The organism is Cupriavidus sp. 01L43 (assembly GCF_056399925.1).
Genome location: NZ_JBFTSH010000002.1, coordinates 56,247 through 82,198, shown reverse-complemented (window position 1 = coordinate 82,198; position 25,952 = coordinate 56,247). Strand labels below are relative to the sequence as shown.

General features: G+C 68.3%; 23 protein-coding genes. 4 read left to right on the top strand and 19 right to left on the bottom strand.

What is annotated here, in order from left to right; all coding sequences use genetic code 11:
- Positions 1 to 12 precede the first annotated feature (12 nt).
- Positions 13 to 1,317, bottom strand: a complete 1,305-nt coding sequence (locus AC1DP9_RS03490) for an alkaline phosphatase family protein (RefSeq protein ID WP_477106623.1) — start codon at positions 1,315 to 1,317, stop codon at positions 13 to 15.
- 151 nt (positions 1,318 to 1,468) lie between these two features.
- Here AC1DP9_RS03490 and AC1DP9_RS03485 point away from each other — a divergent pair, with 151 nt between their 5' ends.
- From AC1DP9_RS03485 to AC1DP9_RS03475, 3 genes are read left to right on the top strand one after another with little or no spacing between them, the layout of a single operon-like run.
- A complete protein-coding gene (locus AC1DP9_RS03485) occupies positions 1,469 to 2,092 on the top strand; it encodes a TetR/AcrR family transcriptional regulator (protein WP_092301320.1) in 624 nt (207 codons plus the stop codon).
- Positions 2,093 to 2,146: 54 nt separating this feature from the next.
- Entirely contained in the window at positions 2,147 to 2,503 is a 357-nt protein-coding gene (locus AC1DP9_RS03480) for an ArsR/SmtB family transcription factor (RefSeq protein WP_092301107.1), read from the top strand.
- Complete coding sequence (locus tag AC1DP9_RS03475) at positions 2,487 to 3,452, top strand: SRPBCC domain-containing protein (protein WP_477106622.1); 966 nt, start codon at positions 2,487 to 2,489, stop codon at positions 3,450 to 3,452. Before AC1DP9_RS03480 ends, AC1DP9_RS03475 begins: the two co-directional genes overlap by 17 nt.
- Positions 3,453 to 3,485: 33 nt before the next feature.
- On the opposite strand, the gene AC1DP9_RS03470 is transcribed toward AC1DP9_RS03475, so the two are convergent.
- Entirely contained in the window at positions 3,486 to 5,492 is a 2,007-nt protein-coding gene (locus AC1DP9_RS03470) for an FUSC family protein (RefSeq protein WP_477106621.1), read from the bottom strand.
- 135 nt (positions 5,493 to 5,627) lie between these two features.
- Between AC1DP9_RS03470 and AC1DP9_RS03465 the strand changes: the two genes are divergently transcribed.
- Positions 5,628 to 6,518 (top strand): LysR family transcriptional regulator, encoded by an 891-nt coding sequence (locus AC1DP9_RS03465; RefSeq protein ID WP_441644214.1) that lies wholly within the window; start codon positions 5,628 to 5,630, stop codon positions 6,516 to 6,518.
- A gap of 74 nt (positions 6,519 to 6,592) precedes the next feature.
- Here the strand turns inward: AC1DP9_RS03465 and AC1DP9_RS03460 are convergent, their stop codons facing one another.
- From AC1DP9_RS03460 to AC1DP9_RS03380, 17 genes are all read right to left on the bottom strand, one after another.
- Positions 6,593 to 11,707 (bottom strand): ESPR-type extended signal peptide-containing protein, encoded by a 5,115-nt coding sequence (locus tag AC1DP9_RS03460; RefSeq protein ID WP_477106620.1) that lies wholly within the window; start codon positions 11,705 to 11,707, stop codon positions 6,593 to 6,595.
- A 146-nt stretch (positions 11,708 to 11,853) separates the two neighbouring features.
- Positions 11,854 to 13,020: an ABC transporter permease gene (locus AC1DP9_RS03455; RefSeq protein WP_092301122.1), complete on the bottom strand. Its 1,167-nt coding sequence runs from the start codon at positions 13,018 to 13,020 to the stop codon at positions 11,854 to 11,856.
- A gap of 22 nt (positions 13,021 to 13,042) precedes the next feature.
- Positions 13,043 to 14,197, bottom strand: coding sequence for an ABC transporter permease (locus AC1DP9_RS03450; protein ID WP_092301125.1), 1,155 nt, complete (start codon positions 14,195 to 14,197; stop codon positions 13,043 to 13,045).
- 34 nt (positions 14,198 to 14,231) lie between these two features.
- Complete coding sequence (locus tag AC1DP9_RS03445; RefSeq protein WP_441590997.1) at positions 14,232 to 14,945, bottom strand: ABC transporter ATP-binding protein; 714 nt, start codon at positions 14,943 to 14,945, stop codon at positions 14,232 to 14,234.
- Between the two features lie 37 nt (positions 14,946 to 14,982).
- Positions 14,983 to 16,191, bottom strand: a complete 1,209-nt coding sequence (locus AC1DP9_RS03440; RefSeq protein WP_477106619.1) for an efflux RND transporter periplasmic adaptor subunit — start codon at positions 16,189 to 16,191, stop codon at positions 14,983 to 14,985.
- A gap of 76 nt (positions 16,192 to 16,267) precedes the next feature.
- A complete protein-coding gene (locus AC1DP9_RS03435; RefSeq protein ID WP_441590993.1) occupies positions 16,268 to 17,680 on the bottom strand; it encodes an FAD-binding oxidoreductase in 1,413 nt (470 codons plus the stop codon).
- A 28-nt stretch (positions 17,681 to 17,708) separates the two neighbouring features.
- Positions 17,709 to 18,416 (bottom strand): FadR/GntR family transcriptional regulator, encoded by a 708-nt coding sequence (locus AC1DP9_RS03430; RefSeq protein ID WP_092301134.1) that lies wholly within the window; start codon positions 18,414 to 18,416, stop codon positions 17,709 to 17,711.
- A gap of 133 nt (positions 18,417 to 18,549) precedes the next feature.
- Positions 18,550 to 19,563: a cytochrome c-type biogenesis protein CcmH gene (locus tag AC1DP9_RS03425; protein ID WP_477106618.1), complete on the bottom strand. Its 1,014-nt coding sequence runs from the start codon at positions 19,561 to 19,563 to the stop codon at positions 18,550 to 18,552.
- Entirely contained in the window at positions 19,556 to 20,095 is a 540-nt protein-coding gene (locus AC1DP9_RS03420; protein WP_477106617.1) for a DsbE family thiol:disulfide interchange protein, read from the bottom strand. The genes AC1DP9_RS03425 and AC1DP9_RS03420 overlap by 8 nt, the downstream gene beginning before the upstream one ends.
- Complete coding sequence (locus AC1DP9_RS03415; protein WP_477106616.1) at positions 20,092 to 22,101, bottom strand: heme lyase CcmF/NrfE family subunit; 2,010 nt, start codon at positions 22,099 to 22,101, stop codon at positions 20,092 to 20,094. The genes AC1DP9_RS03420 and AC1DP9_RS03415 overlap by 4 nt, the downstream gene beginning before the upstream one ends.
- On the bottom strand, positions 22,098 to 22,553 hold the full coding sequence (ccmE, locus tag AC1DP9_RS03410) for a cytochrome c maturation protein CcmE (protein ID WP_477106615.1): 456 nt from the start codon (positions 22,551 to 22,553) through the stop codon (positions 22,098 to 22,100). The genes AC1DP9_RS03415 and ccmE overlap by 4 nt, the downstream gene beginning before the upstream one ends.
- Positions 22,550 to 22,702 carry a heme exporter protein CcmD gene (locus AC1DP9_RS03405; protein WP_477106614.1) on the bottom strand — a complete coding sequence of 51 codons (153 nt, stop codon included), beginning with the start codon at positions 22,700 to 22,702 and terminating at the stop codon, positions 22,550 to 22,552. The genes ccmE and AC1DP9_RS03405 overlap by 4 nt, the downstream gene beginning before the upstream one ends.
- An 18-nt stretch (positions 22,703 to 22,720) precedes the next feature.
- The gene (locus tag AC1DP9_RS03400) at positions 22,721 to 23,482 is read right to left on the bottom strand and encodes a heme ABC transporter permease (protein WP_477106613.1); all 762 of its coding nucleotides are present in this window, start codon (positions 23,480 to 23,482) and stop codon (positions 22,721 to 22,723) included.
- Between the two features lie 4 nt (positions 23,483 to 23,486).
- On the bottom strand, positions 23,487 to 24,152 hold the full coding sequence (gene ccmB / locus AC1DP9_RS03395) for a heme exporter protein CcmB (RefSeq protein ID WP_092301152.1): 666 nt from the start codon (positions 24,150 to 24,152) through the stop codon (positions 23,487 to 23,489).
- Positions 24,152 to 24,787, bottom strand: coding sequence for a cytochrome c biogenesis heme-transporting ATPase CcmA (ccmA, locus tag AC1DP9_RS03390; protein WP_477106612.1), 636 nt, complete (start codon positions 24,785 to 24,787; stop codon positions 24,152 to 24,154). The genes ccmB and ccmA overlap by 1 nt, the downstream gene beginning before the upstream one ends.
- A 57-nt stretch (positions 24,788 to 24,844) precedes the next feature.
- The gene (locus tag AC1DP9_RS03385; RefSeq protein ID WP_477106611.1) at positions 24,845 to 25,435 is read right to left on the bottom strand and encodes a NapC/NirT family cytochrome c; all 591 of its coding nucleotides are present in this window, start codon (positions 25,433 to 25,435) and stop codon (positions 24,845 to 24,847) included.
- A 19-nt stretch (positions 25,436 to 25,454) separates the two neighbouring features.
- Positions 25,455 to 25,928 carry a nitrate reductase cytochrome c-type subunit gene (locus AC1DP9_RS03380; protein WP_255370982.1) on the bottom strand — a complete coding sequence of 158 codons (474 nt, stop codon included), beginning with the start codon at positions 25,926 to 25,928 and terminating at the stop codon, positions 25,455 to 25,457.
- Positions 25,929 to 25,952 lie beyond the last annotated feature (24 nt).

The following is a 25,952-nucleotide window of genomic DNA, read 5'->3' as shown; positions in this document are numbered from 1 at the left end:
ATCAGATGACGATCAAAGGTTGGTGAAGATATCGGTGCCGAAGCTCACCAGCCCGTCCTGCGCCGCGTACCCAAGGTAGCCGCCCACCTGGAAGATGTCTTCCAGGCTCTTGAGCATCGAGTAATGGTTGTACGGCGTGGTGGACACCGTGCCCGGCTTGATGAACGGCGAGAGCAGCACGGCGCCGGTGCGGTCGCCGCCATGGCTCTGGGTGACCAGGTTGATGTCGTACGGATAGTGCGACACCGAGGCCGGGAAGCTCTGCGTGATCGGGAACGTGACGTTCGGGCCGGGTTGCTGGTTGCAGCAGGTCTGGCCAGAGAAGATCATGTTCAGCGTCGGCGGCGTGGTGGTGGTGTCGATGGCCTGCGACGAGTACGAGCTTTCATCGAAATTGATGATGATCAGGCCGTCCTGCTGGTAGGCCGGCGAAGCCATGATGATCGGCACCCACTTCTGCAGGAAGGCATCGGCCGAGACCAGGCCGCCCGGCGCGCCGTCCACGCACGGCGAGTCGTGGCCGTCGTTGCAGAGGTTGGGCGTGATGAACGTGAAGTTCGGCGTGGTGGCCACGGTCTTCAGGTCGTCGGTCAGCTTGTTCAGGTTGACCACGCTGGTCGCGCAGTCCGGCGAGTCGGTGATCGAGTGGAAGTAGGCGAACGGGTTGTGGCGCGTGGCGTACTGGTCCGCCGGCACGCCGCCGGCCGTGGCGGCCTGGGGCGACTGGGTGGCATCCGTGGCGTTCAGGACCGGGTGGCCGCAGGTGGCGGATTCGCGGGCCGGGTCGTTGCCCATGTCCTCCATATAGCCCTTCCAGGCCAGGTTCACGGCCTTGAGCTGGTCAGGCAGCGTCTTGATCGAGGCCGGATAGACGCAGCCCGTGCCGATGGCCTGGCCGTGGTCGGCCATGCCGGTCAGCGCGAAGTCCTTGTAGACCATGCAGTCCATCTGGGTGTCGGCGGTGACCGACTGGCCGCTGATCATGGCGATGTAGTTGCCCAGGCTGACGTGGCTGGTGCCGAAGTACTGCTGGAGGTGCGCGCCCTGGGCAACCAGGGTCTTGGAGAGGTAGGGTGCCTTCGAGTCCGCCGCGAAGGTGGTGGCGTAGTTCTGGTTCTCGAGCGTGATCACGAACACGTGGCGCACCGACTGGATGGTCTTCGGCACGACCGGGGCCGGGACTTCGGCGGCAGGCGGCGTGGTGGTGGTGCTCTTGTTGTCGTCGGAGCCGCAGGCGGAGACAGCCAACGCGGCCAGCGCGGCGCAGGCGGCGGCGGGCAAGGCGGCCAGCCAGCCGGCTCGGGGGAGCTTGAACATTCGGGATTTCCTTGTTGTCGTGGGTGCGCGCGCGGCCGGACCATGGGCTCTCTTGCCACGCGCGGGCCAGATATAAACAAACTTGTATGTTTGTTTTGTGACAGTTGAGGAATCAATGGCGACACAGGGCGATGTGGCTACAATCGCGGCCATGCCGACCCAAGCCGAGCGCAGCGCGTCCACCAGACAGGCGCTGATCGATGCCGCCACCCAGTTGTTGATCGAACAGGGCTATGCCGCCTTTGGGGAGGCGCGCGTCTGCGAAATGGCTGGCATCAGCCGCGGGTCGCTGCGGCATCAGTTCCCGGAAGGGCGCTACACGCTGCTGCCGGCGATGGTCGAGCAGCTGATCGATACCGAGGCCGCGCGCCTGGCCGCGCTCGGGCCGATGCCATCCCGCGTGCGTCTGCACCTGATGCTCCATGCGCTGGTGAACCGCCGCCAGCGCCACACCTCGCTGGCCATCCTGGAAGTCTGGATGGCCGCGCGTGGCGATACCCGGCTGGCCGAGGCCATCGGCCCGCTGCTGGCCACCGTGCCGGCGCGGCTGTTCGGGCAGGGCCCGAACGACCCGTCGCAGCCGGAGTTGCTCGCGCTCCGGCTGTTCCTCCACGGCGCGACCCTCCACAGCTTTTCCGCCGACTACGACGCCGACAAGGTCGCCGATGCCGTGCAGTGGCTGATCGGCCAGCTCACGCCGCCCCCCGAACTGCCCGCCGTGCTGGCGCGCATCGCCGCGCTACAGGCGCAGCAAGCTTCTCGCCAACCCGCCTGAAGATTTGTTGCTAAAGTCCTTGCTTAACTATTTGCCGTCGCTATACTAAAGCACATGCTTAACCAATCTGATCCTCTCGATATGACGTTCCAGGCGCTGGCCGACACCACGCGCCGGACCCTGCTGGTGCAACTGTCACGCGGCCCCGCGTCCGTGACCGACCTTGCCCGGCCGCTGGCGATGTCCTTGCCGGCCGTCATGCAACACCTGGCCGTGCTGGAACAGGCCGGGCTGGTGCAGTCGCAGAAGGTCGGGCGGGTACGCACGTGCCGGATGGCGCCGAACGCGCTGAGTCAGGCCGAGCAGTGGATCAGCGCCCGGCGGGCCGAGTGGGAAGGCCACTTCGACCGCCTGGGCGAATACCTGGAAACCATGAAGAAGGAGGCAACCCCCGATGGCGACGGCAACTGAAGATACGGCAACCCAATTGGCGCAACCGCGCCCACTGACGGTCTCGCGCGCGTTCAACGCACCCAAGGAACTCGTGTTCCAGGCGTGGACGTCCGCCGAGCACGTCAAGCACTGGTTCTGCCCGCAAGGGTTCACGATTCCCGAGGCCGAGGTCGAGCCCCGCGTGGGCGGCAAGTTCGACTACTGCATGCGCGCGCCGGATGGGCAATCGCACTGGGTGCGCGGCCATTTTGTCGAGATCCTGCCGAACGCGCGGCTGGTGATCGACATGACCGTGGTCGGCGGCGACGGCGCCGCACTGTTCAACGCCCTGACCACGGTGTCGTTCGAGAACGTCTGCGGCGGCACGCAGCTCGATGTCGAGCAGCGCTACACGCTGCTGGACCCGGTCGCCGGCAATTTCACGCGCGGCGCCGCGCAGGGCTGGGCCGAGACGCTGGACCGCCTGGAGGTGGAAGTGGCCCGTATGGCCGATGCGCCGCCCGCCGAGCGCTCGGTGGTGCACGGCATCTTCCGCATCGAGCGCACCTTCAAGGCCACGCCGGCGCAGGTCTTCCGGGCGCTGACCGACCCCAAGGCCAAGGCGCAATGGTTCGGGGGCGGCAAGGACTATCAGGAACTGGCGCGGACCATGGATGCCCGCCCCGGTGGCCGCGAGCACCTGAAGGGCGGCTGGGCCAACGGGCTGGTCTCGACCTTCGATGCCATTTATTACGATGTGGTGCCCGGCGAGCGTCTGGTCTACGCCTACGAGATGCATATGGGCGAGCGCAAGATCTCCGTCTCGCTGGCGACCTTCGAAATGAAGCCAGCCGGCGATGGCACGCGGCTGGTCATGACGGAGCAGGGCGCTTTTCTCGATGGCTATGACGATGCCGGTTCGCGGGAGCATGGCTCAGGGCTGCTGCTCGACGCGCTGGCGCAGTATCTGGCGGGGGCGGTTGTGTGAAGGGGTTTTCTCTCGCACGCTTTCTCGATGCGATCACGCATCTTGAGCCGCCTGCCCTCTCCCCCGCCCCGCTCCCGGAGGGAGAGGGGAGCACCCCCTCGGCCCGTCAACGGACGGCGGTTTGCTCCCCTCGCCCGCTTGCAGGAGAGGGGCCGGGGGAGAGGGATTGCGCGGAATGCGCGATATCACCTCGTCCTCACCGTGGACAAGCGTCACGCGTAACACCACCAGCGCGCTGATTACGGCAGCGTTGTCACGTACATCCGCAACCGCGCCGAGGGCTTCCCCGATCCGAGCCGATAACTGCGCCGGCGCTGGCACCGCCTCGCCCGTCCGCAGCCGTCCGCGATAGTGCCGCGCCACCCCGCTCAACACGCGCCGCACGGGTTTGCGCGCGGCGGGCGGCAAGGTCGGCAGCGCCTGCTGCAGCGTCAGCGTGCAGTAGCCCACCTGCAGTTCCGTGAAGCCGTCCGAAGCCAGCCGGTCCGCGCTGGCACCGAGGCGCGGCATCAGTTGCCCGAAGCGGTCCAGCATGCGCGCGCCCAGCGGCGCGGGGTCGCCGCGCCACGTGGCGGCCTGCGCCAGATCCTGCCAGCTCGCGCGGATCAGCCGGTGCGCGGCCACATGCGCCCCGAACGGCCGCGCCAGCGTCGCCCAGAGCGGCGCGAACAGCATCGCCGCCGCGTTCGCCAGACTCGTGTTGAAGGCGCCGAGCAGGTTGGCATCGTAAATACTCTGGATATTGGCGAACGAGGCCGTGTTGACCGACAGCAGCATTGCAATCAACTGGAAGCCGGGCCGCGCGATCAACAGGCCGATGCCGAGGTAGGGCAGGGCGAGCATGCCGACCAGCGCCTCGAAGGTCTGCGCGTGCGGCACGACCAGAAACAGGTAGTACGACGCCACGCCCAGGCACGCCAGGCTCCAACGCGCGAACACCGGCGTCACGCGGCGCGGTTCGTCGAGGGTGGCGAAGAAGCAGCACGCGATGGCCGCCACCGCCACCGGTCCGCCCCCATCCTCCCATCCGGAACACATCCAGATCAGCCCCGCGCAGAACACGGCCAGACCCGTGGAAGCCGCGCCGAACAGCAGCATGCCGTGATCGTGATAGCGGCTTGCCGTGGGGCTTTCTGACGGGGCGATGCGCGCCGAGGCCGGCGGGGCGGCTTGCGTGGGACGGTCGCCGATGCCGTGCTGGAGGGCGTCGCAGGTGGCTAGCAAGTCGTCCATCCGGCCGCGCAGGAAATCGGCCGTGTCTTGCAGGGCGGGGTTGGCGTGCGGCGCGCGCGGTTTGGCCCGTAGCACGCTGTCCAGCGCGGAGAGCGTGGGCATCAGCCGCGACATGGTCTCGCGCAGCGCCCGCGCGTGGTGCAGCGTGTGCCGGCTCTCGGTATCGAACGACAGGTGCGCGATCATCTGGTCCAGCGCGAGCATGTCCGCCGCCAGCCGGTGGCGGCTGGCGCTGGCGTGCGGGTCGGCAGCGAGGATGTCGGCCGACCAGGCCCGGGCATCGCGAATCCACTCCCCGGCGCGCTCGCGCAGCGCCGGCGCCACCTTGGCCGGCAGCACGATCGCCCCGACCAGCCCCGCGCAGACGATGCCGATGACAATCTCCTCGATGCGCGCCACCGCCACATCGAAAATCTCCCCCGGATGGCTCACGGCCGGCAGCGCCACGATGGGCAGCGTGTAGGCGGCCAGCAGGAACACATAGCTGCGCGGGCCGCGCTCCAGCAGCGAGAGGTAGACCAGCCCCGTGATCCACAGCGCGATGGCGCCCGTCAGCACAATCGGCATATTGACCAGCGCCGGCACCGTGACCACGGCGGCGGTGGCGCCCAGCACCGTGCCGGCCACGCGATAGGCGGCCTTGGAGCGCGTGGCGCCCGTGAGCGGATGCGAGACGAAGTAGACCGTGGCCATGGCCCAGTAGGGGCGCGGCAGGCCGAAGGACAGGGCGATATAGAGCGCCAGCATCGCGGCCGCGAATGCCTTCAGCGAGAACAGCCACTGTCGGGCATGCGGCCAGCCAGCCATGATGGGAATCGTCCGGGGGCGGAAGTGTGTGGGAGCGTTGCGGGGCAGTGTAGCGAACTGGCGATCATTCCCTGCATGATTTAAAATTCGTCGATCCAGTCGGAATTTTCATATCAATCGATCCCGGGGAATGCCATGCCCATCGACATCCGCGCGCTGCGCTACTTCGTGGAAACCGCGCGGCTCAAGAGCTTCACGCAGGCGGCGGCGTCGCTGTACGTCACCCAGTCCACCATCAGCAAGATGGTGCGTCAGCTGGAGGACGAGGTGGGCCAGCCGCTGCTGATCCGCGAAGGCAAGTCCGTGCGACTGACCGATGTGGGCCGGGTGGTCTACGACCGTGGGCAGGAGGCGCTTGGCGTAGTGCATCGGCTGACGCTGGAAGTGGCGGATCTGTCGTCACTCGGGCGCGGGCAGCTGACCGTGGGCCTGCCGCCGATGGTCAACCTGTTCTTCTCGCCTGCGGTCAGCGCGTTCCGTCAGCGGTATCCGAATCTCGAACTGACCTTGTCCGAGCATGGCGGGCAGGTGGTCGAGCAACAAGTGGCGAATGGCGAACTTGAAGTGGGCGCCACGGTGCTGCCCGGCGACAGCGGGCTGGATCTCGCCACGCGCGAGTTCGCGCGGTATCCGATCTGGGTGGTCGGCCCGCGCGGCGCGCCCTGGGCGGGTGGCCGGACGGTGAAGCTCGATGCGCTGCGCGAGACGCCGCTGGTGCTGCTCACCGACGAGTTCTCGCTGACCCGCAAGCTGCGTCAGGCGTTTGCCACGGCCCGCATGGCGCCGCGCGTGGTGGCGCAGAGCGGCCATTGGGACTTCCTGGTGTCGATGGCGGCCGCGGGCCTTGGCACCACCTTTCTGCCTGAACCGCTGCTGGCGCGGCTGGATGCCGCCGACACCCTCGCCATGGCCCGGCTGACCGAGCCGACCATGGACTGGGCGATGGCCCACGTCTGGCCGCCGGGCCGCTACCTGTCTCACGCGGCGCGCGCGTGGCTGGCGGTCTGCGAAGAGGTGATCGGGTAATCAGGCAAACGAAAAAAAGCCGGGCAAGGCGCCCGGCCGAAGTCACTGCATGGAGAGGCGGATTCGGATCCGTCTTAGAACTGCTTGACCACCTTGAACATCACGCCATAGTCCTTCACGCCGTCCTGGTCGGCCGTGTAGCCGTTGGCGGACAGGTTGAGCAGGTCCTTGGCGTAGCCCACGCTGACCGTGCTGTTGTAGTTGAAGCGGCTGCGCTGGGTGGCGTCCGGCAGCGCGAAGCGCGCATCCGGGGCACCAGCCAGGCTGGCCTGGCGCTGGCCGGCGCCGTAGAACAGGTTCGGCCCGCCCTGCAGGCGCACGCTGGCGTTCAGGCCGTTCGCGTGCTGATAGCCCAGCTTCACACCGCCGATGGCGTCCATCGCCGTGGTGGTGGCGCCCGAGACGTTGAGGTTGTAGGCCCCGGCGCCTTGCTCGTTCACCGCGTGGTCGCGGGTCTGGCGCATGTCCAGGCCCATCATCGGCGTGACGGTGAAGCCCTTCGCCACTTCCACCGGCTTGCCGACCACGAAGTTGGCGCGGTACTTGTCCTGGCCGTTCTTCGAGGAAGCCGTCTCGTTGACGCTGCCGTAGTTGAGCGAGCGGCTCGATTCGAGACGATGCTGCTCGAACTGCAGGTCACCGGAGAGTTCCAGCCCGGCGGCGATCGGGTTGACGTACTGCACGCCGGCGAACTGGCTCACGCCCGAGAGGCCGTTGCTGGCGGCGGCGTTGGAGCCGGCGTCGATGCTGGCCAGGTTGGCCACGCCGTAGCGCACGGCCACCTTGCCCTGGTCGCCCACGCTGAAGCGCGAGGACAGCACGGCCATGTCGTACTCGGAGCCAGCCAGGCGGGCGCCGGGGGTGCCACGGGTGACCATGTTGAAGCCCAGGCCGCTCGGGGTTTCCTTGACGTTGTCGGCCAGCACGCTGAAGCGGTTGCTGAGCACCTTGGCCTGGTTCATGGCCTGGCCGAAGCCCTGGCCGGTGAGTTGGCTCACGCCCTTGGTGACTTCGGCGGCGGTGGCCAGGTTCAGGCTCTGGAACACGGCGTTGTTGGAGTAGGCGCCTTCGAGGGCGGCGGCGGCGTCCTTGAGCTTGGCGTCGGTCACCACGTCCTGGTAGGCGTTCTTGGTCATCGTCACGTCGATGCCCTTGGCGTCCTGGGCCGCGTTGGCGGTCCAGACGGCGCTGTCGGACTGGATGTTCTGGGCGCCGGTGATATCGGTGCCCTGGAACACGTTGTCGAAGGTGACCGCCTTGGCGGCGGTGCCGGCGGCGAAGGCAGTGTCGACCTTGACCTCGGAGACGTCCAGATGGTTGCCGCGCAGGGTGCCGGCGGTGCCGTTGGCGTTGGTGCCGACCTGGTAGCCGCGCAGCAGCATGCGGGGGGCGACTTCAGGGGCGGGCGTGGGCACGGAGCCCTGCCCGGGGAGCTTCTCCTGAGTCGCGATAACCTTGTCTGCGCCAGTGATAGCCGCAGCGCTGCCCGGGGCAAAGATCGCACAGCCGGTGTCGCAGGCGAGGTTCACCGTACCGTTGTTGACGACCTTGCCATTGCCGCCGAAGGCGTACGAATCATCGGCATAGACGTTGATGACACCGGTAGCGTTGTTGGTGATCTCGTTCGCGGTGTTGCTGCCCTTGATGCCGATCAGGCCCGTGCCGTTCGTACCGTCCGCCTTGCCGGCTTCGGTGCCGACATTGAGCGTACCGGCATTGATGATGTTGGTGGTGTAGCTCGACGCGGCGCCCAGAATGCCCACCGCCCCGTTGCCCTGCACATTGATCGTGCCTTCGTTGCCGAAATTGGTGGCACGGCCCATGCTGATCAGTGCCTTCTCGGCGCCGTTCATCACGCCGTTGATCACACCCGTCGAACGGTTGACCAGCCAGTTGTTGGGCCTGTCCGTCGCGTCGCCATGGGCGGTCTTGAGGGCGGCGTAGCCGTCGGTGGCCGTGATCGTGCCGGCGTTGTTGAACGGCTGGCCGCCAGGCAGGGAGCTGATGTTGACCAGCGCGCCAGTGCCCGGCGCCGTATTGCGCAGGGTGCCGCCCTGTTGATTGGTGACGTTGAGCCGGCCCTGGATGGCATTGCCCGCGCTCACTGTCCAATCGCCGGTATTGACGATGTTGTTGGTATAGGACGCCGCCGTTGCGCTGCCGTGGAAGTTGCCTTCATTAAAGAAGGTGGCGTTCGAAGCGAGCGTCAGCAGTTCCACATTCATCGTGGCACCGGCCCGGTTGTACCCCGTGCCGCTCCGCACCGCGCCGGCCGCCAGCGTGCCCTTGTTCTCGAAAGAACCCAGCGCCAGCGAGTTCGACGGCGACGAGAAGCTGGCGCCTTGCTGGTTGAGCAGCCATTTGCCGCGCATGTCCAGCGTGGCGGCGTTGGTCACTGCGCCATAGTTGGTGAGATGGTTGGCGGCGACATAACCCAGGGGGTCATCCAGCGAGACGGACTGGCCTGTTCCGGCAATGACGTCGGTCAGCACCTCAGCCATGGTCGGCGCCGCCCCCCTATGCGCGTCGCTCGGGTCCATGGCCGCGCCGTTGAAGTTCACGCTGCCATGGTTGACGACCAGGCCGTTGCCTTCGGTATAGAAGGCGCGGCCCAGATCGGTGTTGACGTTGATGACCCCGCCCTGCTCGTTGATGGCGGTACCGCCGGCGAGTGCGCCGAGTCCGATCAATTGGTGCGCGGTGCCGTCGGCAACCGTTGCGGCGTCGGCGTCAAGATTGATGGTGCCGGTATTGACGGTCGTGCCGCCGGAGAGCGCCAGCATGCCGAAGCCGGAGTTCTTGACGCTGATCGTGCCCGTGTTGGTGGCCCTGGCATTTTCGCCGTAAGGGGCGTCAGTGGAACCTGCCAGCATGCCGGCGCCACGGTAATAGGACGTCGTGGTGGTGTAGGGCGTGTGACCGGTGATCTGGCCCTGGGCGTCGACGACCGCCACCGCGCCATTGAGCGATACCTGGCCGGCGTTCAGCGCGGTGCCGTTCGCGCTGGCGGACGGCCCGAATAGCGCTGCGCCCTCCAGGACGATGGAGCCATTGGCGCCATTGGTGACCGTGCCGTAGTTGTTCGCCAACTGGGCATAGCCTGCGTCGCCGGCCCAGCGTAACGGATATATATTGACGCCGTTGGTGGAGCGCGGCGTGGCGGACGAAGTCATCCGGATCTCCCCACTGTTGTCAGCGGTCGAACCGGCGCCGCGTACCAACTGCATGGCGGCAGAGTGATTGTTGGACGATCTCGAATTGGTAGCGGAAATCGTGCCGGAGTTCTGCAGCCGGGCGCCCGAGCTCGCCGCCATGAGTACCGTAAAGTCCCCGCTTGCACGGATGGCGCCCGCGTTGGCGATCGTGCTGCCGGCGCCGGCAGCGGCAAGCACGCCTCCGTCGTTATAGGAGTAGTGCGCGTTCGCTACATGGTCTATGTCGAGAACGGACGCGTCGGTCATTTTCAGTGAACCGCCGCCCTGGACCGTTGCGAACTTGGAGTCCTGGCCCCGAAGCGACAAGTTCTGGATGGCGGATTGGCCGCTCACCGTCACGGAGCTCTTGCCGTTCACGGCGATGCCCGTCGGCGTCATATGGTTTTTGTTGGCGTCGCTTGCCTCGAGCCGCACCATGACGCCACCATCGACATTGACGGTGTTGTTGTCCCCGGTGACCTGCAGGCCGCTCCATTGTTGCGACTGGCCGCTTCCGGTGATCTGCCCCGTTGCCGCGATGTTGATCGCGCCGTCCACTGAGACCTGGTTGTCGTTGCCGCTGACGGATACACCGCGTGTGACGAAGGAAGCACTCATTTGCGTCACGTCGGTGCCGATGTCCTCGTTGGCCACCGTGACGTTGCCGTTGATCCTGACTTTGCCATGGTCACCCTCGACGACAACGCCCTGGCCGCCCTGGAGGACACCTTCCGCATTGCGGGCGACCGTGACGTTGATATTGCCGCCCAGTGTGACATCCGCCTGGCTGCCGGAAATGCCGGCGCCCGTGGCGTTCTTGCTGACCTGGATGTCGCCCGTGTTGGTAAAGCGCGTGAAGTCGCCTTCGGCGGGGTTTTCGGCGGCCACGCGGATGCCGATGGAGCCGGCGTCCGCCACGTCGATCTTGGCTGCGGACTGTACCGTGGCGCGACTGCCGGTGATGTCGACGCCCCGGGCGCCGTCGCGCACGGTCAGCGTGCCGCTGAGGTTGGCGCTTGCGTCATCGCCGGTGATCGAGAACAGCGAGGAGCCGGCGCCAGTGCTGGTGGCGTCGATGTTGGACGCCTGGACGTCGGCACCGTTGCCGGTGATCCGGACGGCGGTGCCGCCGCCGTCCACCGTGACGGTGGTCGGTGCAGCGGCGTCCTTGCCACCGAGCGAGACCTTGGCGTTGTCGCCCGTCATGTCGACGCCGGTGGAGGCCGGCCCGGACACCGCGGTCGTGCCGTCCAGGGACACCGAGCCTTGATCGCCCTCGATCCCGACGCCCGTGCCGCCTTCGGAGACCGTGGTTTCGCCGCCGATGACCACCCTGGCGCCCTTGCCATGGATGGAGGTGCCGGTCGAACCCTCGCCGGAGATGGCGGTGTGGCCGTTGATAAGGAGCACGGTGTTGTCTTCATCCAGACGCAGGCCGGTGGCGCCGTTGGCGACCGCCAGGTTTTCGGTGCTATGAATGAGGGGCGCGGGCGGCTCCGTCGGAGTGACCGGGGTCGCCGGGGCGAGCGACGCGGCCGGGGCAACCGGAGCAACCGGGGCCGCCGGGGTAACAGGCGCGGCGGCATCGCTGTGGCTGCCGCTGCCGCTAAACAGCGCGGCAAGACCGGCGGCGCCGGCCACGATGCCCGAGCCAATCAAGGCCTGATGATCGGAAGAACCTGAATTTTCCTCGCAGGTGTCGGCAATCGGCATGCCATCGGCATCCAGTTGCGGCTCGCACACGGCGGCGTCCGGGGTGCCCGGGCCGACCTCGCCCAGCTCTTGCGTGGCAACCGGCTGTTCCGCCCAGGCGGCTTCGGCGCCAATCTCCTGCGCCATGCCGGTGGCTTGCATGGCAAGCAGGGCGGCCGCTACGGCCGTGGCGACGACGGCCTTGCGCACGCTGCTGCGCTTGCCGTGGGACTTGGCGATTTCGGAAACGGCAACCCAGGTGCCAAGGGATTCGTTAAAGACTGCGCGATAGGTGGTGTTCATTTCTGCTCTCCATGAGTGTGCATGGAGGGTAGAAATGAAGCGGTCTGCGCTGAATGGTAGAAACTTTAGAAACCGGGAGACGCCGGGGGGGCCCCCCCGACCCGGTTTCGATCCGGATCTATCCGATCACCCGAACGGGTTTCCGATCAACGCGCGCGCAGCGCATCCACGATATTCAGGCGCGACGCGCGCAGCGCTGGCAGGAATCCGCCGATGAAGCCCATCGCCATCGAGAACAGCAGCGTCTTGACGACGATGCCCGGCGTGAGCAGGAAACGGAACGACAGGTCGGCGAAGGTCTGGAAGTTCGTCGTCGAAAATGACGCAAACTGCATCAGCGCCGCGCAGGCCAGCCCGGCCACGCCGCCGACAAAGCCCAACAGCACCGCCTCGATAAGAAACGCCGCGAGCACATTGGTGCGCTGGAAGCCCAGCGCGCGCAGCGTGCCGATCTCGCCCACGCGATTGGCCACCGAGGCGTACATCGTGATCATGGCGCCGATCATCGCCGCCACGGAGAAGATCGTGGTCAGCGTCAGCCCAAGGATGTTGATGAAGGTGGAGAGCGCGCGCGACTGGTCGCTGTAGAACTGCTGCTCGCGCTTGGCCTCGTTGGCGAGGCGGGGGTCCACGTCGATGTCGGCCCGGAACTTGTCGAAGCCGTCCGCCTGGCCCAGCCGCACCACCATCGACGAATAGCTGGTGCGCCGGAACGACTGCATGAGCTGGTCTACATCGCCCCAGATCTCGGAGTCGAAGCCGCTGCCGCCGGCGTCGAAATGGCCCACCACGGTCCAGTCGCGCTGGGCAAAGCGCAGGTGGTCGCCAATGCGCACGTTGCCGAAGCCCTTGGCGATGCTGCTGCCGACGATGATCTCCGACGAACCCGGCCGGAACACGCGCCCGGCCGTGATACGTACCTGCGGGCGCAGCGTCACGCCCTGCGGCGATATCCCCCGGATCACCACATTGGCCGGGGAGGCCGCGCCGCTCTTGGTCAGCGAAATCAGCACCACGGCCTCGCGCGAGGCCATCGGCCGACCCTCCTTGTTCATCGCCACGGCCGGGTGCATCTCCATGGCCGCCGCCTGGTCGCGGGTGATCGCGCTCTGGATCTCGGTTTCGGCGCCCTTGCGGATCAGCACCACGTTGTCCGCCTCGCCGGTGGTCACCAGCGTCTGCTTGAGGCCGGCGTCGAGCATCAGCATCGCCGCGAAGACGAAGACCACCAGCGCCAGCCCGCCCGCCGTGAGCGCGGTGGTGAGCCGCCGGGCCCAGACGTTGCGTGCGATGTAGTGGAGTGGGATGACCATGTGGGGGAGGGGGCCGGGCCGGTCAGCCGATGGCCCGCAGGCCCTCGACGATGCGCACGCGCGCCGCCTGCACGGCCGGCACGATGGCCGCCGCCACGCCGCAGACGAGTGCGCAGGCCGCCTGCATCGCGGCGGTTTCGTGCGACACCGTGAACACCGGGAACACATTGCCGACCGTCGACTTGAACAGATTGGCGGCCGGTGGGGTCAGTAATATGCCGATGGCGCCGCCGATCATGCACAGCACCATCGACTCCCCGAACACCAGCATCGCCAGGAAGCCCGGCCCGAAGCCAAGTGCCTTTAGCGTCGCATATTCGGTGGTCCGCTCGCGGGCGCTCATCGCCATGGCATTCGCCATCACGGCCATCACGATCACGATCACCACGTACGACACCACGCGGATGGCCGCGATGATCTGGTTGGACATCGCCACGAAACCGAGCTGGAACGCCTGCTCCGTCTCGGTCATGGTCTCGGCCAGCGAGTTGCGGAAGACGTCGTCCACGCGGCGGGAGACGGCGGCGGCATTGTCCGGGTTGTCGATGCCGAGGATGAACACGCCCACCTGATCCGGCTTGCCGACGGCCTTCTTGCGGATGCTTTCGTTCAGGTACTCGTAGTGGAACAGCATCTGCCGCGTGATGGTGGACTCATCGCGGCCTTCCATGATGCCGCGCACGACGAAGTCCCACGTGCCGGGGTAGATCGTGCCCTTGAGCGGGATGACATCGCCGATCTTGAAGCCGTACTGGTCGGCCAATTGCCGGCCCACCAGCGCGCCCCGGCGGTCGCGCCGGTAGTCCGCGCGCTGTTCGGGCGGCAGGATCAGTTCGGGATACAGATCGATGTAGTTGTCCGAGACGGCGAACTGGGCGAAGAAGTTCTTGGGGTCGCGATAGGTGCCCGCGAACCAGCTTGAGCGGGCGACTTGCGTCACGCCCTCCACGCCACGGATGCGATTTTCGTAGCTCAGCGGCAGCGGAAACACCAGCGAGATCGAGTTGCGCGTGACCAGCCGCGCGTTGGACGCCGCCGCCGCGCCGGCGTACCAGGCATCCACCACGGTCTGGAGCAGCCCGTAGGCCAGCACGGCGATGACCAGCCCGAGCACGGTCAGCGCCGTGCGCAGCTTGTGGCGCATGGCGTTGCGGGCGATCAGCCGGGGCAGGTACATGGCGATGGGGTCCTGATGTCCTGGAATGCTGAAACTAGCGCCGGCCGGCCAGCAGTTCGCCCTTTTCCAGATGGACGAGCGAGCGCGCCGCCTCGGCCGCGTGGGCGTCGTGGGTGACCATGATGATGGTCTTGCCGGCGTCGGCATTGAGCCGTTGCAGCATGGCCAGGATCTCGGTGGCGGAGGTGCGGTCGAGGTCGCCGGTGGGCTCGTCGGCCACGATCAGCGTGGGGTCGGTAATCAGCGCGCGGGCAATCGCCACGCGCTGCTGCTGGCCGCCGGACAGCTCGGACGGGTAGTGGTCCATCCGGTCGGCCAGATTGACCATGCCCAGCACCATCTCCACGCGCTCCCGCCGCTCATGGCGCGACAGGCGCGTCAGCATCAGCGGCAGTTCCACGTTCTCGTACGCCGTGAGCACCGGCATCAGGTTGTAGAACTGGAAGATGAAGCCGACGTGCGCGGCGCGCCAGTCGGCCAGCGAGGATTCCGGCAGCCCGGCAATGTCCACCCCGGCCACGCGCAACTCGCCGCTGTCCGGGCGGTCGATGCCGGCGATCAGGTTCAGCAGCGTGCTCTTGCCCGAGCCGGACGGCCCCATCAGCGCGATGAAATCGCCCTCGGCAATGTCGAGTGTGATGTCGGACAGCACCGGCACCGTCTGCGCACCACGCCGGTACGACTTGGCGAGGTGGCGGATGGCGACGAGCGGCTCAGCGGGGCGGGGGGCGGCGGGATCAGTTGTCACGTCGGTTGTCACGTCGGTTGTCACGTCGGTCGTCACGTCACTTCTTCGCCACGGTGACCTTGCTGCCATCGGACAGCTTGTCGGCCGGCGCCAGCACCAGCGTGTCGCCGGGCTTCACGCCCTGCACGGCCACCAGCTCGCCCACGCGGGCGCCCTTGGTCACCGGCACCTGCCTGGCCTTGCCATCCACCACCTGGAACACCACCGGCTTGCCGTCGCGCTCGACAATGGCGGCCGGCTGCACGGCGACCAGCGCCTTGCGGTCCTCGGGCGGCACAGGCTTGGAGAGGAAGGCGATCTTGGCGCTCATGTCCGGCAGCACGCGCGGGTCACGGTCGACAAAACGCACCTTGACCAGCACGGTGGCCTTCGAGCGGTCCACGGTCGGCACGATGCGCGACACCCGGCCGGCCATGCGCAGGTCGGGCAGGGCGTCCAGCAGCAGTTCCACGGGCTGGTCGACGATGATCTTGACGATGTTCGACTCGGACACATCGGCCTCGACTTCGAGGGTCTCCATGTCGGCAATGGTCACGACCGCGCCCTTGGTGTCCGAGGCGGCCGAGAACGGCGTGATGTTGTCGCCGACGTTGGCGTGCTTGATCAGCACCACGCCGTCGAACGGCGCGCGGATCACGGTCTGCTCGACGGATACCTCCGCCGAGCGGGCGTTGGCCTGGGCGGAGGTGATCGATGCCTGCGAGTTGTTGATCGACGCGCGGGCCTTGTTGTAGCGGGCCAGGTCGGCGTCGTACTGCTGCACCGAGATGGCCTTGGGCGCCAGCAGCGTCTCGGAGCGGCGCAGGTTCACCTCGGCATCGCGCAGTTCGGCCTGCTGGAGTTGCAGGTTGGCCTGTGCCACCTGCACCTGCGCCCTGGCCTGGGCCAGCGACGCCTCCACGTCCCGGCTTTCGATCCGGGCGATGATCTCGTCCTTCTTGACGCGCGAACCCTCCAGCACGCCCAGCCATTCGAGCCGGCCCTGCGCCTTGGACGCCAGTGCCGCCTTGCGCTGCGGCACCACGTAGCCAGTGGCGTTCAGCAGGGTGTAGTTCTGGGAGGGGTAGGCGCTGGAGACGGTGACCACCTCCACCGCCTGCGGCCCGGCCAGCCGGGCGCCAATGCCGATCACGGCCAGCACGACCACGGCGATGGCCGCGTAGCGGAGCCAGCGGCGGCGCCCACGCGGCGCGGGCGCCATGGCACTGCGATCGATCTTCAGCCTGCTCAGGTCTTGATCAGCCAATTTTTCAACCGATAGGGTGCGGAAAAGGGCTGACAGTATAGCGCCGTGTGATCCCGACGCCGGCGCCTGCGCGGAATCAAAGCAGCTTGCCCGGATTCATGATGCCGCTGGGGTCGAACACCTGCTTGATGGCGCGCATCAGGCGCAGTTCGAGCGGGTCTTTCAGTGCCAGGAACGCGTCGCGCTTGAGCTGGCCGATGCCGTGCTCGGCGCTGATGCTGCCGTCGTAGCGGGCCACTTCGTCCAGCACGTCCTCGCTGACCGCCTTGCCCTCGTTGAGCGCCCATTTGGCGTCCGCGCCGAGCGGGCGGGACAGGTTGTAGTGCAGGTTGCCGTCGCCAAAATGGCCGAAGATGAACGGGCGGATGCCGGGGTGCTTCGCCAGCAGCCGGGCCTCCATCGACGCCATGAAGGCCGGAATCCGCTCGATCGGCAGGGAAACATCGTGCTTCAGGTGCAGCCCGTCGGCGCGCTGGGCCTCGGAGATCTCCTCGCGCAGCCGCCACAGGCTCTGCAACTGGGCCAGCGAGGCCGAGACCGCCGCGTCGAGGCAGAGACCCTGCTCCAGCGCGTCGCCAATCACCGATTCCAGCAGGGCGTTGAGCACGTCCTCGGGCGCCGTGTCGGCGATTTCCACCAGCACGTAGGCCGGATGGCGCTCCGGGAAGGGCGCCTGCACGCCTTCGGCATGGGTCAGCACCAGTTCCAGGCAGTCGCCCGTAAAGAACTCGAAAGCCTGAAGCCGGGCGCCGCAACGGGCGAACAGCAGCGAGAACAGCTTCAGCGCCTGCTCGGACGATTCCACGGCAGCCAGCACCACGGCGCGCGAGTCGGCGCGCGGCAGCAGGCGCAGCGCGGCAGCCGTGATCACGCCCAGCGTGCCTTCGGAGCCGATCAGCAGTTGCTTGAGGTCGTAGCCGGTGTTGTCCTTGCGCAGCGTGCGCAGGCCGTGGAAGACCTCGCCATCGGGCAGCACCGCCTCCACGCCCAGCACCAGCTCGCGCGTCATGCCGTAGCGCACCACGTTCACGCCGCCGGCGTTGGTGGCGAGATTGCCGCCGATCTGGCACGAGTCCTCGGCCGCCAGCGAGAGCGGGAACAGCCGGTCGGCCTCCTCGGCGGCACGGCGCAGATTGCCGAGAATGCAGCCGGCCTCCACGACCATGGTGTTGGCGATGGTGTCGATCGACCGGATCTTGTCCATGCGGTCCAGGCTCAGGATCACGTTGACGGACCGGTTGTCCGGCGCGGCACCGCCGCACAGGCCGGTATTGCCGCCGCGCGGCACCACCGGCACGCCGGCCTGCTGGCACAGCGCCAGCGCCCGGGAGACCTGCTCGGTCGTGCGCGGCCGAATCACGGCCTGGGCCTGGCCCTTGTAGAGGCCGCGCCAGTCGCTGGTCCACGGCGCCACGTCATCGGGCGCGGTGGCCACCACGTCGGGGCCAAGGGTGTCGGTCAGGCGTTGCAGGAAGGCGGCGTCGGACATGGGATACCTATCTATATATAGAGGGGGTTCAGGCGGCGGCCCGCAGCGGCAGGCCAAGCCGCGCGGCGGCATTGCGAAGATGGGCGGCGGCGGCCAGCCGGGCGGCCTCGGGGTCCGCCGCGCGGATCGCCTCGAAAATCGCCACATGCTCGCCATGCACCTGCTCGGGCAGCCCCGGCTGCTGCTGGGAATTGCCGCGCGCGGTGCGCACGGCGTGATGGAGCTGCAGGTTCAGGTACTGGAGCAGGTCCTGGTAGTACTTGTTGTGGGTGGCGGTGGCCACGGCCACGTGGAACTGAGTGTCGGATTCGGCACCCCGGTCGATGTCGTGCAACTGGGCGGCGAGGGTACCGAGCAGGTCGGCCATACGCCGGAGATCGTCGTCGGTCCGGCGACGCGCGGCCATCGCGGCGGCGGCGCTTTCCAGATCGAGACGCAGCTCGTAGATCGCCGCCAGATCGGCGGCGTCGGCGCCAGCCTGGCCGGACAGGCGGAATCCAGCGTCGCTGACGCGGGAACGGACGGTGCTGCCGAGCCCCTGACGGCTTTCGATCATCCCCTGCGAGCGGAGATGCTCGGTCACTTCCCGGATGACGGCGGTGCTGACGCCGTATTGCTCGGCGAGCTGCTTGCCGGTGGGGAGGCGGGCGCCGACCGGGTAGACGCCGTCCGCAATCTCCGCGCGGAGTTGCTGGATGACGCGTTCGGTGAGGGTGATCGGGCGGGTCGTCTGCATGGGGTGAGACGTTACCTTTTTATGGTTATATGAAAACTTGGGGTAAACGCTGATGTGGTGTTGGCTTTTGGAGTCGCAGCGCCCGCAGGGCGATGTGAAACATGCCGTTGCCAACAAAAGCCAACACCATCCATCAACGAACCGCCCCCCTCGCAACCTCCAAATTCCCCCTAACCCTCCGAGCCGTCTCAGAATCCGCCGGCAGCAACCGATACAACCGCTCCCAATACCCAATCGCCTCAGGCAGCGCCCCCCGCTCAGCCGCATCCGTCCCCGCCAGGGCCAGCGCCTTGGGCTCATCCCCATCCAGCGCCAGCGCCGCCCGCACCTGCTCCATCGGCGCCCCCTCCAGCTGCCCCCCAGCCGCGCTGGCCAGCGCATCCGCATAATCAGCCCTGAGCGCCGCCGCATCCGGGACGAGCGCCACGGCCTTCCCATAAGCCGCCGCCGCATCATCAAACCGTTCCAGCGCCGTATACGACCGCGCCAGCATGTACCACCCATTGGCATCGCCCGGTTCCTGCCGCAGCCGTAGCGCCAGCCGGGACACCATGGCGTCGATTTGCTGCATGTCGACCGTATGCCCATCGCCAGTCGGCAGCGTGGCCGGCGCACTGGCCCACGCCGCGCGGACCATGCCGGGGTTGCCGAGGTGGAGGTAGAGCAGCATCGCCCCGCCTGGCAGCAGGGCCAGCGAGGCGGCGACCACCCAACGGGACCGTCCCGGCGGCGCAACAGAATCGGCCAATTCAGGCGGATCCGTCCGAGGCCGGAACACCGCCCGATGCCGCCGCCGCGCCCGCACCACAACCACCGCAGTGCCGAGCACCAGCAGCGCCGGCCCGAACCACAGCAGCCACGTCAATGGCCGCACCGGCGGGTCGTAGAGCACGAAGTCGCCATAGCGCTGCACGAGGAAGTCCTTCACGGCGGTCTCGCTCGCGCCGCCGCGTAGCTGCTCCCGGATCTGCCCGCGCAGGTCCACCGCGAGGTCGGCGTTGGAGTCGGCCAGCGTCTGGTTCTGGCAGACCAGGCAGCGCAGCTGTTCCGCCAGCGCATGCACGCGGGCGTCCAGTTTGGCGGCATCGTCGGCGCCGTGGGCGGCGCACGCCATCCAGAGCAGGCAGGCGAGCGCCAATCTACGCATGGCCGGGCTCCCGCTCCAGCGTGCGCAGCAGCGGCAGGATTTTCTGCTCGAGCACCTGCGGCGTCACCGGCCCCACCTGTCGATAGCGCACCACCCCGGCTCGGTCGATGACATAGGTTTCCGGCACGCCATACACGCCCAGGTCGATGCCGGCCTTGCCATCCGCGTCCACCAGCGACGCCACGTACGGATCGCCCATGCGCCGCAGCCAGTCGCGCGCGGCGTCGGGCTGGTCCTTGTAGTTCAGGCCGACCAGCGGCACCTCGGACTTCCCGGCGAAGTCGGTCAGCACGGGATGTTCGACGCGGCACGCGGTGCACCACGACGCCCACACGTTCAGCATCCACACCTTGCCTTTCAGGTCGGATGTGGCACGCACGCCCTCGGAAGCCTTCAGCAGCGGCAACTGCAACGCTGGCGCGGGCTTGCCGACCATGGCCGATGGGAGTTCGCGCGGATCGTGCCGCAGCCCGGCGGCCAGCGCGGCGGCCAGGGCGAGGAAGACGGCCAGCGGCAGCAGAAAGCGCGTCATCGCAGCGGCTCCCGGGTGGTGGCGAGCGGCACGGCGGGGCGCGGGGCCGGGGGCGCGGCCTCCGCTTCCACCTCGGCCGTCCGACGTCGATAACGCCGGTCGCAAGCCGCCAGCACGCCGCCCAGCGCCATCAGCACGCAGCCGCCCCAGATCCAGCCGACGAACGGCTTCACGTGGAGCCGCACCGCCCACTGGCCGTCGGCCACCTGTTCGCCGATCGCCACATAGAGGTCGCGGGTAAAGCCATTGTCGATGGCGGCCTCGGTCGTCGGCATGTCCTGGCTGCGGTAGACGCGCCGTTCCGGCGCCAGCGTGGCCACCGTCTGCCCGTCGCGGCTGGCCACCAGCTTGGCGCGGAACGCCGCGTAGTTCGGGCCGCGTACCGGCGCCACGCCCTCGAAGCGGAACGTGTAGCCGCCCACGCTGACCACCTCACCGGCGCGCATCGGCAACTCGCGCAGGCTTTCCTGGCTTTTCACCAGCGTCACCCCGGCGATAAACACGCCCACGCCGACATGCGCGAGCAGCATCCCGTAATACCCGGCCGGCAACTGCCGCAGCGCCGATCGGCCCCGATGGCGCAGCCGGCTGGCGAGGCTGGTCAGCCCGCTGGCCACGCACCAGGTAGCCAGCCACAGTCCGAGCCCGGTCAACGCGGAGCCGTTGCGGAGCGTCGCCAGCAGCGCCAGGGCCACCAGCAGGCTGCCGATGGCGGCCCAGCGCAGCCGTGCGGCCAGGTCGGGCAGGGCGGCATGGCGCCAGCGCACCAGTGGGGCCACGCCCATCAGCAGCACGGCCGGCGCCATCAACGGCACGAAGACCTGTTCGAAGTAGGCCGGTCCCACCGAGATCTTGCCAAGGCCGAGCACGTCCAGCAGCAGCGGATAGAGCGTGCCGAGCAGCACCGTGGCCGCCGCCGCGGCCAGCAGCACGTTGTTGGCGAGCAGGAAGGATTCGCGCGAGACCGCCGCGAAGGCCGCGCGCACCGACACCCGCGGTGCGCGCCAGGCATAGAGCGCCAGCGCGCCGCCCGTGATGGCGCCGAGCAGGGCGAGGATGAACACGCCGCGCGTCGGGTCCACGGCGAAGGCGTGTACGGAGGTCAGCACGCCCGATCGGACCAGGAAGGTGCCGAGCAGGCTCAGCGAGAACGTGAAGATGGCGAGCAGCGCGGTCCACGCGCGGAAGGCGCCGCGCTTCTCGGTGACGGCCAGCGAGTGCATCAGCGCCGTGCCGGCCAGCCAGGGCATCAGCGAGGCATTCTCCACCGGGTCCCAGAACCACCAGCCGCCCCAGCCCAGTTCGTAGTAGGCCCAGGCGCTGCCGAGCAGGATGCCGATGGTCAGGAAGCTCCACGCCAGCGTGGTCCACGGCCGCGCCCAGCGCGCCCAGGCGGCGTCCAGCCGCCCGCCCAGCAGCGCAGCCACCGCGAAGGCGAAGACCACGGCAAATCCCACATAGCCCATATAGAGCTGGGGCGGATGGAACACCATGCCGGGGTCCTGCAGCAGCGGGTTCAGGTCGCGCCCCTCCATGGCCGGCGGCAGCAGGCGGATGAACGGGTTGGAGGCGAACAGCAGGAACAGCAGGAAGCCCACGCTGATGGCGCCCAGCACACCGATCACGCGGGCCCGCAGCGCCGGCGGCAGGCCGCGGCTGAAGCGCGCCACGGCCAGCGTCCAGAGCGCCAGCATCAGTGTCCACAGCAGCATGGAGCCCTCGTGCCCGCCCCAGACCGCCGCCGCGCGATAAATCGCCGGCAGCGCGGTATTCGAGTTGGCCGCCACGTAGCGCACGCTGAAATCGTTGTCGAGGAAGGCCCGCGTCAGCGCGCCGTAGGCTGCCATCACCAGCAGCGCCTGGGCGACGGCGGCGGGGCGGGCCACGGCCATCAGCGTGGCGTCGCCGCCGGGACCCCGCGCGGCGCCGGCAATCGGCAGCACCGCCTGCATCACGGCGACGAACAGCGCGAGGATCAGGGCGAAGTGACCGAGTTCGACGATCATCGTGGCGTGGTCTCCGGGATGCGTGCCTTGGTCTGGGCGGCCTGCTTCAGCGCCTCGGCGGCCTCGGGCGGCATGTAGTTCTCGTCGTGCTTGGCCAGCACTTCGGTGGCCTGGAACACGCCGTCGTGCAACTGGCCGCGCGCCACCACGCCCTTGCCTTCGCGGAACAGGTCCGGCAGCAGGCCGCGATAGACCACCGGCACCTGCCGCATGGTGTCCGTGACGATAAAGCGGATGGTCATGCCGTCGCCCTCGCGGCGCAGCGAGCCGGTCTCGACCAGCCCCCCCAGCCGGAACGCCCGGCCGGCCGGGGCTTCCTGCGCGGCCACCTGCGTCGGGCTGAAGAAGAAGACGAGGTTGCCCCGGAACGCGTTGAGCACGAGTGCCGTGGCCACGCCGGCGCAGGCCAGCGCGGCCAGCAGCCAGCCGAGGCGACGGCGCGGGGTGGTCATGCGCGCGGTGCGTCGCCAGCCGGCAGCCGCCGCGCGGCCCGCGCGCGCCGCGCCAGCAGCATCATTTCCAGCCCCAGCGCGGCAAACGCCACCCCGAAGGCGCCGGCCACATAGCCCAGATGGGGCGAAGACAGCAGGAGGTTCAGCATGATCGGCTCCGGTTCTCGCTACGCCAGCCGTGGCTCGGCGCGCTCGCGCAGGATGCAGCGCACGCGCACCAGCGCCACGGCAATCGTGTACATCCAGCAGGCCAGCGTCATCAGCAGCATGCCGGCCAGCATGGTGTGCGCCATGGATGGCGCGGCGGTCAGGCTCACCGACGCGCCCTGATGCAGCGTGTTCCACCACTGCACCGAGAAATAGATGATGGGGATGTTCACCACGCCGACCAGCGCCAGCACCGCGCAGGCACGCTCGGCGCGGCGCGGGTCGTCGATGGCGTTTTCCAGCGCGAGGAAGCCGAGGTAGAGGAACAGCAGGATCAGTTCGGAGGTCAGCCGGGCGTCCCAGACCCACCACGTGCCCCAGGTCGGCTGGCCCCACAGCGCGCCGGTCCAGAGCGCGATAAAGGTGAACAGCGCGCCGGTGGGGGCCAGCGCGGAGGCCATCATCGACGAGAGCCGCGTGCGCAGCACCAGCGCCAGCGCGCAGTAGCTGGCCATCACGAGGTAGATGAACATCGACATCCACGCTGCCGGCACGTGGATGAAGATGATGCGATAGACCTCGCCCTGCTGGGCGTCCGTCGGCGCCACGCCGAAGCCGAGGTAGAGCCCGGCGATCAGAAGCAGCGCTGCCGCCACGGCGAACCACGGCGTCAGCCGCCGGGCCAGCGGGTCGAAGCGGGCCGGAGAGGCGTAGGCCAGCCAGCGCGACCGGGAGGGCTGGGGCAGTCTGGCGGAGCGGGGCAGGTCGGCCGAGGGTCCCATCGTCTCACTCCATGGCAATGCGCAGGCCGGCAGCGGCGGCCGGCGGACACAGGCACAGCGCCAGTGCCAGGCAGGCGCCCAGCAGCGACAACTGCGGCATGACGTCGAGCCCGGCATCCGCCGCCGCGCCGGCCCCGGCGCCGAAGACCAGCACCGGCACGCAGAGCGGCAGGACGAGGATGCACAGCAGCACCGCGCCGCCGCGCACGCCCAGCGTCAGCGCCGCGCCCACCGCGCCGATCAGGCTCAACACCGGCGTGCCGATCAGCAGCGACGCCGCCAGCATCCACGTGGCCCCGGCCGGCAGCGAGTACTGCTGGGCCAGCACCGGCGTCAGCACCAGCAGCGGCAGGCCGCTGGTCAGCCAGTGCGCGCAGATCTTGGCCAGCACCAGCAGCGCCAGCGGCGCCGGGGACAGCAGCATCTGCTCCAGGCTGCCTTCGGCATGGTCGGCGGCGAACAGGCGCGAGAGCGACAGCATCGAGGCCAGCAGCGCCGTCACCCACAGGATGCCGGGCGCCAGCGCGCGCAGTTGCTGCGGATCGGGGCCGATGGCGAGCGGGAACAGGCTGGCGGCGATGACGAAGAACACCAGCGTGGCGACAAGGCCGTCGCGCCGGCGCCAGGCCAGCTTCAGGTCATGGACGAGCGTGGCGCCGAAGGCATGCATCAGGCGGTGCCCTCCAGCGCGAGCCCGCGCAGGCTGCCGCGCGCCGTTGCCAGTGGCAGCGCCAGCGGGCCGTGCAGGGCGATCACGGCCATGCCGCCGGCGGCCAGATGGGCGTCGAGGCGGGTGCGGAAGTGGTCGGCGGCGGGGGCGTCCAGCGCCGCCAGCGGCTCATCCAGCAGCCACAGCGGGCGCGGTGTGAGGGTCAGCCGCGCCAGCGCGATACGCCGCCGCTGGCCCTGGGAGAGCGTACGCAGGCGCGCATCGGCCATCCGCGCGAGCCCGGCGTCCGCCAGCGCCGCCCGCGCTGCCTCCGGCGTGACCCGGTGGCCGGCCAGCCGCGCCGCATAGACCAGTTGCTCGGTGGCGCTCATGTCGGCATCGAGCCCGTTGTGGTGGCCGAGGTAGGCCACCGCTCGCCCATAGTCCGGATCGCCACCGCGCACGGGCCGCCCTTGCCAGGTCACGGCGCCGGCCAGCGGCACCAGCAGCCCGGCCAGCACCCGCAGCAGCGTGGACTTGCCGCTGCCATTGGGCCCGGTGAGGGCGATGGCCTGTCCCGGCGCCAGGTCGATGTCGATGCCATGGAACACGGCGCGGCCGGCGCGGGCAAAGGCGAGCTGGTGGGCCGCGAGCATGGGGCGGGCCTCAGCCGGAACGGGGTCGGGAGCGGGAACGGGCGCGCGCGGCGTGGGTCATTCGCTGCCCTCGGCCTTGGAGACATCGGGCAGCCGGTGCGCAATGCCCTTGTGGCAGTCGATGCAGGTCCGCTCCTTGTTGGCGAGGTAGGTGGAGTGCATGGCCTGGGCGCGCGGGCTCTGCCGCGTGAAGTCCATCGACTGGTAGTCGTGGCAGTTGCGGCATTCGAGCGAGTCGTTGGCCTTGAAGCGCGCCCACTCGTGCTGGGCCAGCTCCAGCCGATGGGCCTGGAACTTCTCGCGGCTGTCGATGGTGCCGAAGATCTTGGCCCAGACCTCCTTCGATGCCTGCATCTTGCGGGCCATCTTGTCGGTCCAGTTGTGCGGCACGTGGCAGTCCGAGCACTTGGCGCGCACGCCGCTGCGGTTGGTGAAGTGGATGGTGCCCTGCAACTCCTGGTACACGTTGTCGCGCATTTCGTGGCAGCCGGTGCAGAACTTCTCGGTATTGGTGAACTCCAGCGCCGTGTTGAACGCGCCCCAGAACACCACGCCCGCGATGAAGCCGCCCAGCGTGAGGAAGCCGAGGCTGAAATACGCGCTGGGCCGGTTGATGGTGCGCCAGTATCGTTTGAGCAGGTCGAGCATCGCGCTAGTCCGCCAGGTCTTATTTCTTGGCTGCAGTGCCCTTGGGCGCCGCCGGTTTCTTCAGCATGGTCTCCACGTCCGTGAACGTGTTGCCGACCAGCGGCTTGGCGTCGGCCTGCGGCACGTGGCACTGGGTGCAGAAGTAGCGCCGGGGCGAGACATCGGCCAGCACGTTGTTATTCCGGTCCATGTAATGCGTGATGCTGACCGGAATCGCCTGGGTCTCCTCGGTGCGGGTGCGCGCGTGGCAGAACATGCAGCGGTTGTAGTCCTTGTCGAGCTGGTAGCCGTCGATCTTGTGCGGGATGGTCGGCGGCTGCATGGTGTAGTTGCGGGTGCGGCGCACGTCCTTGTTCTCGGTGGGGTAGAGCAGGGGCGGCTTGGACTCGCTGCCGATGGGCGTGGGGCCGCGCATGGCGTCGGTCAGCCCCTTTCCCTCGGACTGGGCCTGCGCGCCGGCCAGCACGAACTGGCTGGCGAGGATCCAACCCATCCAGACTGTTGATCGCATGGCGTG